Annotated in this window: 11 protein-coding genes; 6 read left to right on the forward strand and 5 right to left on the reverse strand. The window is 66.2% G+C overall.

Annotated elements, in window-relative coordinates; translation table 11 throughout:
- Positions 1-3 precede the first annotated feature (3 nt).
- Together SPMU_RS16810 and SPMU_RS01260 are read left to right on the forward strand one after the other, a co-directional pair.
- Positions 4-1299, forward strand: a complete 1296-nt coding sequence (locus SPMU_RS16810; RefSeq protein WP_169715605.1) for a hypothetical protein — start codon at positions 4-6, stop codon at positions 1297-1299.
- A 58-nt stretch (positions 1300-1357) separates the two neighbouring features.
- Positions 1358-2353: a class I SAM-dependent methyltransferase gene (locus SPMU_RS01260; RefSeq protein ID WP_169715606.1), complete on the forward strand. Its 996-nt coding sequence runs from the start codon at positions 1358-1360 to the stop codon at positions 2351-2353.
- A 30-nt stretch (positions 2354-2383) separates the two neighbouring features.
- On the opposite strand, the gene SPMU_RS01265 is transcribed toward SPMU_RS01260, so the two are convergent.
- The 4 genes from SPMU_RS01265 to secB form a co-directional block, all read right to left on the reverse strand.
- Positions 2384-3172 (reverse strand): metallophosphoesterase family protein, encoded by a 789-nt coding sequence (locus SPMU_RS01265; RefSeq protein WP_425442137.1) that lies wholly within the window; start codon positions 3170-3172, stop codon positions 2384-2386.
- Positions 3173-3279: 107 nt separating this feature from the next.
- Entirely contained in the window at positions 3280-4287 is a 1008-nt protein-coding gene (gene trpS / locus SPMU_RS01270) for a tryptophan--tRNA ligase (RefSeq protein WP_088331163.1), read from the reverse strand.
- Positions 4288-4295: 8 nt separating this feature from the next.
- Positions 4296-5855 (reverse strand): murein biosynthesis integral membrane protein MurJ, encoded by a 1560-nt coding sequence (gene murJ / locus SPMU_RS01275; RefSeq protein ID WP_088331165.1) that lies wholly within the window; start codon positions 5853-5855, stop codon positions 4296-4298.
- Positions 5856-5995: 140 nt separating this feature from the next.
- Complete coding sequence (gene secB, locus SPMU_RS01280) at positions 5996-6508, reverse strand: protein-export chaperone SecB (RefSeq protein ID WP_088331167.1); 513 nt, start codon at positions 6506-6508, stop codon at positions 5996-5998.
- Positions 6509-6659: 151 nt separating this feature from the next.
- On the opposite strand from secB, the gene SPMU_RS01285 reads away from it, so the two are divergent.
- Genes SPMU_RS01285 through SPMU_RS01295 form a run of 3 tightly spaced genes read left to right on the forward strand, consistent with a single transcriptional unit; the run spans position 6660 to position 9130 of the window.
- On the forward strand, positions 6660-7304 hold the full coding sequence (locus SPMU_RS01285) for a Tim44/TimA family putative adaptor protein (RefSeq protein ID WP_140418371.1): 645 nt from the start codon (positions 6660-6662) through the stop codon (positions 7302-7304).
- 28 nt (positions 7305-7332) lie between these two features.
- Positions 7333-8583, forward strand: a complete 1251-nt coding sequence (gene mltA / locus SPMU_RS01290; RefSeq protein WP_088333082.1) for a murein transglycosylase A — start codon at positions 7333-7335, stop codon at positions 8581-8583.
- 31 nt (positions 8584-8614) lie between these two features.
- Positions 8615-9130, forward strand: a complete 516-nt coding sequence (locus SPMU_RS01295) for a Smr/MutS family protein (protein ID WP_088333083.1) — start codon at positions 8615-8617, stop codon at positions 9128-9130.
- A gap of 50 nt (positions 9131-9180) precedes the next feature.
- On the opposite strand, the gene SPMU_RS01300 is transcribed toward SPMU_RS01295, so the two are convergent.
- Positions 9181-11349: a primosomal protein N' gene (locus SPMU_RS01300; protein ID WP_088331171.1), complete on the reverse strand. Its 2169-nt coding sequence runs from the start codon at positions 11347-11349 to the stop codon at positions 9181-9183.
- 58 nt (positions 11350-11407) lie between these two features.
- Here SPMU_RS01300 and SPMU_RS01305 point away from each other — a divergent pair, with 58 nt between their 5' ends.
- Entirely contained in the window at positions 11408-12292 is an 885-nt protein-coding gene (locus SPMU_RS01305) for a tyrosine-type recombinase/integrase (RefSeq protein ID WP_088331173.1), read from the forward strand.
- Positions 12293-12303 lie beyond the last annotated feature (11 nt).

Raw genomic sequence — 12303 nt, forward strand, 5'->3', positions numbered from 1 at the left:
TTGGTGGCTCGCCAATTGTTGAATGGTACCGGCAGTTGGTACTTCCTGCGCTTCCGCCGTTATCTGCTTGCGGGGCTTGGCCCCGTGGCGCTCGCTGCCACGCACTTCGTGCTGTCCTTGGCCATGCTGCGCCTGGAGACCCCGGCGGCATTCGGCACCTTCACTTTCCTGTTCGTTGCGGCCCAGTTCACCGTGGCGCTGTCGATGGCGCTATTCGGCGCGCCGCTTCAGACATTGTCATCGGGGCCAGACGCCGATCGGGCGCAATCCGCGACGGCGATCCTCAGTGCCGCGGCGTTGATGGCAGCCGTGTTCGCCCTCTCGTTCTGCGTGCTGGCGAGTGCCATGGCGCTGCCGGGGCCAGCAGCGCTTTGCTATGGCGGCTATGCCGGCATGATGATCCTGCGCTGGGTGGGGCGTGCGTGGGCCTATGCGAACGACCGGCCGGTCGCCACCGCCGTGTCGGACATCAGCTATGGCGGCCTCACGTTGCTGGCCTTCGGTGTCGCCGCCTATGGACTGCGCCTGCAACCGGAAACCGCATGCTATGGCGCCCTGGCGCTTGGTGCCGCGGTCAGCCTGCTGGCCTTTGGCGCGCCTTATTGGTCGCAACTGATCGCAATGCCCTCGCGCCGCTCCTGGCAATCCTATCGCGACACCTGGCGACGGCAGTCGCGCTGGGCGCTTTTGGGCGTGGTGGCCACCGAAGCTGCCGCCAACGCCCATGTCTATCTTGTCACCTTGAGCGCGGGGGCGGCGGCAATGGCGCCGCTCGCGGCCGCTGCGCTGCTGTTGCGACCGTTGAACGTCGTTCAGAATGCGCTGGGCGAATATGAACGCCCGCAGATGGCGCGGCTGATTGCCGAAGGCAAAGCAGCGGAACTGCGGCGCACCATGCGCCTGTTCTTCTGGGTTCTGATGCTTGCATGGCTAGTGGCGGTCAGCCTCGCGATCGGCGTGCTTCGCCTTGCTCCGCAGCTGGTTTTTCCCGCCGAGTACGATCTGTCGCTCGTCAGCACGGCGGCGCTGTCGTGGATGGGGGTAACCGCGCTGATCCTGATGCAGGTGCCTGCAAACATCATGGTTCAGGCTGCTGGCGGTTTTCGTCTGCTCGCCCGCGCGGTGATATGGTCGTCGCTGGTGAATGTGGCGGTGGTGGCGCTTGCCCTCCTGTTCCTTGCGCCGATCTGGACGATCCCTGCGATGGCGCTGGGCTGGCTGGTGGATCTCGTGCTGGTGCAGCGTGCGGCCCGGCGGCAATGGCGCGTCATGCAGAGCACGGACGCTGCGCTCCCTTGACAGCGCTGGCGCACAAGGCTGTACGCGGAAGCTCGATCATGAGGAGGCCGGCCCCGCGATGACACAGCCGACCGCAAGCCCCGGCTTCAGCCCGCGCACCGCCTGCCCGGTGTGCGAGGGCACCGACCTCGTCCGGGTCTATACCGCGCCCTACGATGAGGACCCGGTTCGCGCGCTGATGCAATCGAACTTCGGCCGGCAGGGCGTGATAGATTGGTCGCTGCTTGCCGGCGTTCCCTTCGAGGTCGACAAGTGCCGCACCTGTGACCTGCTGTTCCAGGTGCAAACGCCAAATGATGCGATGCTGGAGGTCATCTATACCCAGATGATCTCACCGGAATTCCTGGATCATTATGAGCGCGGCCTGCTCACGCTCCACGAATTTCATCGGATCGCGGGTGAGTTCACCGTGTTGTTCGAGATGATCGGCAAGCATCCGGCCGATATCACCGTGCTGGACTTTGGCGTGGGGCAGGGGCGCTGGGCACGGGTGGCGCGCGGCATGGGCGCAACGGTGTATGTAACCGAAATTGGCGAGGCCAAGAAGCGGCTGGCGCGGACGCTCGGTCTGGAAGTGATCGAGGACGAGGACATCGACACCATGACCTTTGACCTTGTTCATACCGAACAGGTGCTGGAGCATCTGGTGCATCCCGGCCGCGATTTCGCCCGACTGGCCCGGGCGGTAGCGCCCGGCGGGCTCTTTAAGGCGGCGATCCCATATCGCGGCAAGCTCGAGCAATTGCTGAAAACGAAGGGGCTCCCCACCGAGGCCATGTTCGCCACTGGTGGGGCCAAGGCGATCCCAGGCGAGACCGAGGCATTCGCGTCCATCCAGCCGCTTGAGCACCTTAACGCCTTCTCGCAGGCGACGATCGACTGGCTCGCCGCCCACAACGGCCTGAAGAAGGTCAGCGAGGTCAGGCGGCGCAGCATCTCGGTGGAGACAAGCGATGCACGCGCGCTGGTGCGTGGCGCGAAGAAGGTCGGCGTTGAACTGGTGAAAGCCGCGATGAAGCCGAAGATCGGCTACCACATCCTGCAGCGTTCATGAGGCGAGGCAAGGCCGGCGTTCGGCTGCAGATCATTGGTCGGTGGCGATGACCTCGATTGTCGTGCCGTCCAGATAAACGGCGCTGAGAACCCCACTGGCATAGGCGCCGGTGTCGACGCCGATGCGGTTGGGCAGCACCTCCACTCGAGGCGAAATGGTGTGCCCGTGAACGATCACCGAGCCATGATCGCGCGGGTCATCGAGGAACTCCTCGCGGATCCACAGCAAGTCACGGCGATGCTGCTTGCGCAGGGCGACACCTGGACGCACGCCGGCGTGGCAGAAGAAATAGTCGCCTGACGCCGCCGTCAGCGGCCAGCGACGAATCCACTCGATCCACTCAGGCGAGACGGCAGCGCGCACTTCCTCGATATATGGGCCGGCATCCGCACCATCGAACGGCGGCAGCCCGAAGCTCGCCGCAGCTTCCGTGCCCCCGTTCCGCAACCAGTTGACGAATGTCATCGGATCGCGGTCGCACGTCCGCAGCAGCATTTCTTCGTGATTGCCGAGCAGCGTGGTGATGCCTGGCACTTCGTGCCGTTTCGCGTTCAGCCAGGCCAGCGCGCCGCGCGAGTCCGGCCCGCGATCCACGATATCGCCGAGAAACACGATGTGCGTGGTCGGCACGGCAGGCAAAGCCGCCTGATGCGCCATGATCCGCGCCCACAGATCATTCAGCAAGTCGACGCATCCGTGCACGTCGCCGATGGCGTAGATGCGCTCGCCCCTGGCCGTCGAGGGAGACCGCCTTGATCGGCCAAGTCTGCGGAGGGCATCTAAAATAACGAAAAACTCACACGAACGAATCCAGCCGATGCCAACGCGTGACCGCCTTGGGCGATCCCTTGGTAACGCCGCGCTGCCAACCACTCACTGGCCGCAGCCCTGTGCCTCAAGCGTCTATTCTGCCGCAGGAGAGGCCGTTACGCCAGCAGCCCCATGGCACGCTGCGCGTCCGCCAGCACCGGCGCGGCGAGGTCGCGCGCCTTTTCCGCGCCGCGGGCAAGGATCGCATCGATTGCGCCACGATCGTTCAGCAGCCGCAGCATCTCGTCGCGGATGGGCGCAAGCTTCGCTACCGCAAGATCGGCCAGCGCCGGCTTGAACTGGCCGAAGCCCTGGCCGGCATATTCCACCACCACATCCTCCGGCGTGCGGTCGGCCAGCGCGGCGAAGATGGTGACGAGGTTGCGCGCTTCCGACCGCTCGGCCAGCGCATCCCAATTGTCCGGCAGCGCATCGGGATCGGTTTTCGCCTTGCGGAACTTGTCGGCGATCGTGTCATCGCTGTCGATCAGCTTCACCACTGACTGCGCCGACGGGTTAGACTTGGACATCTTGGCCGACGCATCGCGCAGGCTCATGATCCGCGGCGCGGCCTTGCTGATCAACGGCTCAGGCAGGGTGAACAGCTCGGTTTGATAATCCTGGTTGAACTTGGTCGCGATGTCGCGCGCCAGCTCCAGATGCTGCTTCTGGTCCTCGCCAACGGGCACGTGCGTTGCATTGTACAGCAGCACGTCGGCCGCCATCAGCACGGGATAATCATACAGGCCGACGCTGGCGCCTTCGCGGTTCTTGCCCGCCTTGTCCTTGAACTGCGTCATGCGGTTCAGCCAGCCGACCCGCGCCACGTTGTTGAGGAGCCACGCTAGTTCGCTGTGCGCCGGCACACGCGTCTGGTTGAACAGGATCGAGCGGCCGGGATCGATCCCCGCGGCCACCAAGGTGGCGGCCATCTCGATCGTGTTGGCGGTCAGTTCAGCCGGCGCGATCCACTCGGTCAGGCCGTGGAGGTCGGCGATGAAGTACATCGTCTCGCCGCCAGCAGCCTGGATCTCGTCCTGCATCGCCACCCACTGCTTCACCGCGCCAAGGTAATTGCCGAGGTGAAGGTTACCGGTTGGCTTGATGCCAGAAACGACGCGCATGGGGGATCCTATCGACGAGCAAGCCTTCTGACATCGGCCAGCCGGAAGGCGCCGAACAGGAAGGTGGCGGCGAAATAGACCAGCGCACCCGCGCTGACCAGCACCAGCATCGCGCCCCAGCGGTGCAGGCTCGGCCCCGTGGTATACGGCCGGAACAGGTCGTTCGCGAACCACATCACCGCGCCCATCAGCAGCGCGGCAAGCGCGAGCCGCCATGCGCGGCGGACCAATTGGGCGTCAGCAACGAAGTGGCCACGCGCCACCAGCGTGCGCCAGAGCAGCACCACGTTGACGGTAGAGGCCAGTGCCGTCGCGAGCGGCGGACCCATGTGGCCGAGCGGGTAGATGAAGGCGAGGTTGAGGACGAGGTTCACCACCATGGAGATGGTGGCATAGCGCACCGGCGTCCGGGTATCCTGCCGCGCATAGAAACCGGGCGTCAGCACCTTCACCAGTATGTAGGAGGGCAGGCCGATCGAGAATGCCGCCAGTGCCTGCGCCGTGGCAATGGTGTCGGCCGGGGTGAAGGCGCCATGCTGGAACAGCGCGGCGACAATCGGCGCGCCGCACACGATCAGCGCGGCGGTCGCGGGCAGGGTGAGGAAAAGCGCCAGCTCCATGCCCCGGTTCTGCGTCTCCATCGCCGCCGCATCTTCGCCGCGGCCAAGCAGGCGCGAGATGGTCGGCAGCAACACAGTACCCAGCCCGATGCCGATCAAGCCGAGCGGCAATTGGTTCAGCCGGTCGGCGTAATAGATATAGCTGACGGAGCCCGCGGAAAGCAGGCTGGCGGCGAGCGCCGTGGAGACCACCAGGTTGATTTGCACCGCGCCGGCGCCCGCCGCAGCTGGCAGGATCAGCGCGAGCAGGCGTTTCACCTCCGGGTTGAGCGTCGCCCGCTTCAGCTTCAGCGCGACACCGGCGCGGCGGCACGCCCATATCAGCCATAGCAATTGCAGTGCGCCGGACACCGTAACGGCGATCGCCTGATTGCGGGCGGTAACGAGATTATCCTGATGGTGGAAGAACAGCAGCGCCGCGATTAGCGTCAGATTGAGCAGGATCGGCGCGGCGGCGGCCACCCAAAAGCGCTGGAGCGAATTGAGAATCCCGCCCAGCAGCGAAACGAGGCTGATCAGCATGAGGTAGGGAAAGGTGATCCGGGAGAGTTCGACGGCGAAGGCGAACTCCTCGCGGCTGGCGGCATTGAACCCGCCCGAGAGCAGCCACGTCACCGGCCAAGCGGCCAACTCCATCACGATCGTGAATACGATCAGCACCGGAAGCAACATCGACAAGGTGTCGCTGGCGAAGCCGATGCCGTCGGGCAGGCCGCGCCCGTCCTTGTCCGCGACCTTCCGATTGAACATGGGGATGAACGCCGCGGAAAAGGCGCCCTCGGCGAACAACGCCCGGAACATGTTCGGCAGGCGAAAGGCGATCAGGAAAGCGTCGGACGCAAAACCAGCGCCGACGAAGCGCGCGAACAGCGAGTCGCGAACAAGGCCGAGAATGCGGCTGGCGAGCGTCAGCCCGCCGACCGATCCCAGCGCGCGGGTGAGATTCATCGTGCCATACCCGCTTGTCCGCCGCCGTCCCGGTTCGCCTGAGCCTGCCCAGCGGCGTGTCCGCCCCGCGGACTTCAACAGGCTCAGCCCGAACGGCGGGGGTCAATCCACCGTTCGGCGCACTCTCTCTTTGGCTGGTGTCAGGCCTGGCCGAAATTGCCGGAGGCGAGCTGCGCGTCGCGCTGCTCCGACTGCTGCATATACAGTGCGTTGAAATCGATCGGCTCGAGCAGGAGCGGCGGGAAGCCGCCGTCGCGGATCGTATCGGCTACGACGCGGCGGGCGAACGGGAAGAGGAGCCGCGGCGCCTCGCCGAGCAGGAACGGCTGCAGCGCATCAAGCGGCACGTTGCGTACACCAAACAGGCCCGCATAAGCGAGCTCGACCAGGAAGGTGACACGGCCCTGCGTTTCCGCGCGGACCTCGATCTTCAGCGTCACTTCGTGCGCGTCCTCGGCCACCTGATTGGCGGCGATATCGAACTGCACGTTGATTTCCGGGCCCTGCTGGTTCTGGAATACGGCGGGCGCGTTCGGGTTCTCGAACGAAAGGTCCTTCACATATTGTGAGATCAGGCCGACTGCAGGGGCGGTATCCGCGCCATTTGCCTGCGGTTCATTGCCAGTGCTGGCGCCAAAATCCTGCTCGTCCATGCTCGTTCTTCCTTCGGGAACCCTGGCGCGGCCCGGCCGCGCGCGTCAGGCGGGGCGCCTAGCAGGGGGGCTGCATCGTTTCAACGGCGGCAGCCATTTGAAACCCGAGGCGTTGGCGACTATGTTGTGAGCTTAGCGTATCGGAGGCCGGGTGTTCTACATAGTCCTTCTCGCGATGGTTGCTGCATTCCTTGCGCTCCGGCTCTATTCGGTGCTGGGCAAGCGTACGGGGCATGAGCAGCCGTTGCCCAAGCCTGCGGAGGAGCGGGCCGTGCCGGCACCGCTGCCGCGTGCGATCGAGAAAACCAGCGAACCGCGCGAGCCGGTTGTGAAGCCGTTCGAAGGCAATGCCGAGCCCGGTATCCGCGCGATCGTTGCTGCCGAACCCGATTTTGACGTCGTTCGTTTCGTGGATGGTGCTCAGGCTGCTTATCGCATGATCCTGGAATCGTTCTGGAAGGGCGACGAAGGGGCGCTTCGTGACCTTGTGTCGCCTGACGTGGCCCGTGCCTTTGGCGACGCGATTGCCCAGCGTACTGCTTCGGGCGAAGTTCTCGACAACCGCTTGGTATCGATCGAGCGCGCGATGATCACCGGCGCCTCGCTGCAAGGCAAGGATGCGCGCATCACAGTGCGGTTCGATGCGCTGATCGCGGCGGTGACGCGCGACGCCGAAGGCAACGTGGTCGCGGGCTCGACCAGCGATGCCGTCGAAACGCATGACGTTTGGACGTTTGCGCGCACCCTGCGGAGCAGCGACCCTAATTGGAAGCTGTCGGACACCGACGAAGCTTGAGCATCGGGGTTTGAACATCGGGGGCGTGATGCTTGGTCGTGGAGGGATCGCGCTGGCCGCAGCGCTGGCGCTGTCGGCGTGCGTTGGCGGGGTCGTGCCCCCATCTTCGTGGGGCTCCGCGCCGGTAGCTAGACCAAGCGTTCCGACGCGGCCCGGCGGGCCAGTGCGTCAGCCCACCCAAGCGACACCGATAGCGCCGATTCCAAGTGCACCAGTCGCTGGTGCGCTAACCGCGGCGACCGCAGGGCTGGTGTCGGGTCCGCCCGTCTCCAGTTTGCCCATCACCGGCGATGGTGCCGAGCGGGCGCTGGGCGCCTTTCGCATCAGTTGCCCGTCGCTGGTCCGCCGAACCGACCCGACCGGCCTCACCCGCGGTGCGGATTGGAAGCCGGCGTGCGATGCAGCGGCCCGCGGCGGGGATGCCCGCGCCTTCTTTGCGCGCTGGTTTGAAACGGTGCAGGTCGGTGACGGAAAGGCGTTCGCGACCGGCTATTATATCCCGGAAATCGCCGGCTCCCGCTCGTACCGCGCCGGTTACGCCCCGATCTATGCCCGCCCGAGTGACCTTGTGGACGTGGATCTCGGCCAGTTTTCCGCGGACCTGAAGGGCAAGAAGATCCGCGGTCGGGTGGAGGGGACGAACTTCGTGCCCTACTACGATCGCACCATGATCGAGGAAGGCGCGCTCACCGGCAAGGCCCGCATTCTCGGCTATGCCGTTGATCCGGTGGAATTGTTCTTCCTTCAGGTGCAGGGCTCCGGCCTGGTCCGAATGCCCGATGGCGACGTGCTGCGCATCGGCTACGACAGCCAGAACGGCCGCGATTATACCGGCATTGGCAAGCTGATGCTCGATCGTGGCCTGATCGGGCGCGGCGAGGCCAGCATGCAGGGCATCGTCGCCTGGCTCCACGCCAATCCCGAGCAGGGCCGCGCCATCATGCGCGAGAACAAGAGCTTCGTCTTTTTCCGCGTGCTCGATGGGCCGCCGCTTGGCGCGATGGGGCTGCCGGTTTCCGATCAGGCGACGGTCGCGGCCGATACCCGCTTCGTGCCGCTGGGTGCGCCCGTTTTCCTGTCGATGGATCGGACCGATGCCACGGGCCTTTGGGTTGCGCAGGATACTGGCGGCGCGATCAAGGGCACGAACCGCTTCGACACCTTCTGGGGCGCGGGCGAGGAAGCGCGCGCGATCGCCGGCGGCATGAGCGCGCGGGGCACCGCTTTCCTGTTGCTGCCCACCGGTACGCTGGCCCGGCTTGGTGTCGCGCGGCCTTGATCCCAACGAGGCCGCGCTCTGGGCGCGGGTGATGGCAACGGTTCGGCCGCTCCGCGCGGTCGCGCCTGCGGCCGTGTCGAAGCCCGTCGTGGCAAAGGAATTGCAGAAGCCGTCCGTCCGTCACACGCCGGCCCCTTCTTTGCCGCAGCTGAAGAAGCGGGTCGAGCCGCAAAAGCGGGCGCTGCCGGGGATCACGCTTGACGGGGGCTGGGACAAGAAACTGAGCCGCGGGCTAGTGACGCCGGACGCCACCATCGACCTGCACGGTCACACGTTGCACTCAGCTCATGACTTGCTCGACGGCGCGCTCGCCCGGTCGGTCACGCGCGGCGACCGCGTGATCCTGCTGGTGACGGGCAAGCCGCCGCGGCCGGAAAGCGAGCGTCCCCATGCTCGCGGCGCCATTCGCGCCGCTATCGGTGACTGGTTGGCCGGCTCGCGTCATGCCGCATTGATCGCGGCCGTTCGCGGCGCGCATCCGCGACATGGCGGGCAGGGCGCGCTTTACATCGTGCTGCGCCGGGGGCGAACGGACGCTCTGCGCTGAGGCAGCGACTGCCGGAGCTTACGGGCGAATGCTGCTATTTATCAAAGCAGCTACAGGAAGTTGTAAGGATCCACGTCCACGGCAACTCGCACCTTGGATGGCCATTCAAGCGTCCCGAGCCAGGCGCGAATCACGTCCTGCACGTCCAGCGCGCGCCGCGCATGAACCAGCAACCGGAAACGATGCCGCCCGCGCAGCATCGCCAGCGGCGCCGGGGCGGGGCCATAGACGTGCATACCATCGACTTCTGGCGCGCTTCTGCCCACAAGACGCGCGGTCTCCTGCGCCGCGGCCTGATCTTCGCTGGAGACGATGATCGCGGCATAGCGTCCGAACGGCGGCGCGCCGGCCTCGCGCCGGGCATCGGTCTCTGCCTGGTAGAAGGCGTCCGAATCGCCGGTGATCAGCGCCTGCATCACTTGCGCGCCGGGCGAATGCGTCTGGATGAATACGCGCCCCGGCTTCTCGCCGCGTCCAGCTCGGCCCGAGACCTGGCGGATCTGCTGAAACGTCCGTTCGGCCGCTCGCAGATCGCCGCCCTCCAGCCCGAGATCGGCGTCAACCACACCCACCAATGTGAGGTTCGGGAAGTGATAGCCCTTGGTGACGAGCTGCGTGCCAACCACAATGTCGATCGCGCCAGCCTCCATCTGCCCGACGAACTCGGCCGCTTTTGCTGGGGACCAGATCGTGTCCGACGTCACGATCGCCACCCGTGCTTCGGGGAAAAGTGCGGTGGCCTCATCGGCAATCCGCTCCACGCCCGGCCCGCAGGCGACGAGGCTGTCTTCCTCTTTGCATTCCGGGCAGGCGCGCGGCACCGGTTCGATATGGCCGCAATGATGGCATGCCAGGCGCCGGGTAAGCCGGTGCTCGACCATCCAGGCGGTGCAGTTCGGGCATTGGAAGCGGTGGCCGCACGTTCGGCAGAGCGTCAGCGGGGCATAGCCGCGGCGATTGAGGAACAGCAGCGACTGCTCGCCCCGCTCCAGTGTTTCCTCCAGCGCCTTCACCAACGGCGGCGCCAGCCACCGCCCGCGATCCGGCTTATGCTCCAGCAGATCGAGCGCTTCGATCGCGGGCATTTCGGCTAGGCCGAAGCGGCCGGGCAGCTTCACTTCGGCATAATTGCCCAGTGTCACTTGCTGGCGGGTCTCGATCGCTGGTGTGGCAGAGGCGAGGATCACGGGGCAACTTTCGAACTTGCCCCGCATCACCGCTACGTCACGGGCGTGATAGTGGACCCCGTCTTCCTGCTTGAAGCTGGTCTCATGCGCCTCGTCGACGACGATCAGCCCAAGGTTCGCAAACGGGAGGAACAAGGCCGACCGCGCGCCCACCATTACGCGCGCCTCACCGCTGGCGATCGCCCGCCAGGCGCGCCGCCGCTGGGTGGAGCGAAGGCCGGAATGCCACGCCACCGGCTCGCAGCCGAAGCGATCGTGGAAGCGCTTCAGGAACGGCTCGGTCAGCGCGATCTCCGGCAGCAGCACCAGCACCTGCCGGTTCTGCCGGAGCGCTTCCGCTACCGCTTCGAAATACACCTCGGTCTTGCCCGACCCGGTCACGCCGTCGAGCAACGTCGGGCGAAACGCATGTGCTGTGACACCTTGCATCAGCACATCGGCGGCGGCGCGCTGGTCCTCCGACAGCGTCGGCGGCGCATGATCGGGATCGGGTGACGGGTAGGGGCTGTCGATATCCACCTCGACGCCCTCGATCGCGCCGGTCTTCACCAGCCCGCGGATCACCCCGTCCGACACGTCCGCGATCGCGGCAAGCTCGCGAATCAATCCCTGGCGATCACCGATCCGCTCGAGCGCCTGTTCACGCTGCGGCGTCATCCGGTCCGGCACGTGTCCCGTGGCGCGATACTCCACGACGTGCCGCGAACCTTCCAGCGCCGAGGTGGAGGATAGCGCCATGCGGGCGACCGACGCGGGCGGTGCGAGGTAATAATCCGCCGTCCACTCGATGAGCCGGCGCAGCGCGGGGCGAAGCGGCGGCGCGTCCGCCACGGCAAGCAGGTTGCGCAGGCGATTGTCGCCGACCTCCGCATCCGACGGCAGTCGTTCCGGCTCCCACACCACGCCCATCAACTGCCGCGGCCCCAGCGGCGCGACCACGATCGAACCCGGCTCCACCGTCATGCCATGCGGCACGCGATAGTCGAGTGGGCCAAGGGCGGAGTTCAGGACGAGAACGCGAGCACGGGACATGCGAGGGTGCATATGGGGCGCAGGCGACTCGGAGGGAAGCCGGTGTTAGAAGAGGAGCGTGGAAGACCTGCCAACTCTTTACGCCGCGCACCTTTCCCGCAACCTGCGGCGGTCCATCCACACCGTGCGCGCGTATCGCGCCACGGCCGTGCGCTTTCTCGCATTCATGAGCCGGCACGTTGGCGGGCCGGTGGACCGCGCCACCCTCATCAAAGCCGCGCCGTCTGACCTTCGCGCCTATCTGGCACATCGGCGCGGCGAGGGGCTGGGCAACGCCTCCGCCGCACGTGAGCTGTCCGCGGCACGCGACTTTCTCGACTGGGCCAATGGCGTGGGAAGCGCGCCGCGCTTGAAAGGGCCGCGGGTGCCCAAGGGCGTGCCGCGCCCCATCGCGCCGCATGAGGCGATTGCGTTGGCGGAGGAGGTCGGTGAGGCGGCACGGCTCGAATGGGTCGGCAAGCGCGATTGGGCGCTGCTGCTGCTGCTTTATGGTGCCGGGCTGCGCATCGGCGAAGCGCTGGCGCTGACCGGCGGCGCGCTGCCGCTTGGCGAGACGATCACCGTCACCGGCAAGCGCGATAAGACGCGGATCGTTCCCCTGCTGTACCAGGTGCGGATAGCAATCGAGGCTTACGTGGCGGCTTGTCCCTGGCCAGCCGAGCGAGCGGCGCCACTGTTTCGCGGGGTTCGTGGCGGGGCCTTGTCGCCGGGCGTGGTGCGCGCGGCCGTGCGGGCTGCGCGAGGGACGCTAGGGCTGTCCGATCGCACCACGCCGCACGCCCTGCGCCATTCCTTTGCCACGCACCTGCTGGGGCGCGGCGCGGATCTGCGGTCGTTGCAGGAGCTTCTTGGTCATGCCAGCCTGGGCTCGACCCAGATCTACACGGCGGTCGATGCCGCCCATCTGCTGGACGTCTACCGCAACGCCCATCCCCGCGCGTGAGGGAACATCGA

It is taken from the genome of Sphingomonas mucosissima, from assembly GCF_002197665.1.
In the GTDB taxonomy this organism is placed as follows: domain Bacteria; phylum Pseudomonadota; class Alphaproteobacteria; order Sphingomonadales; family Sphingomonadaceae; genus Sphingomonas; species Sphingomonas mucosissima.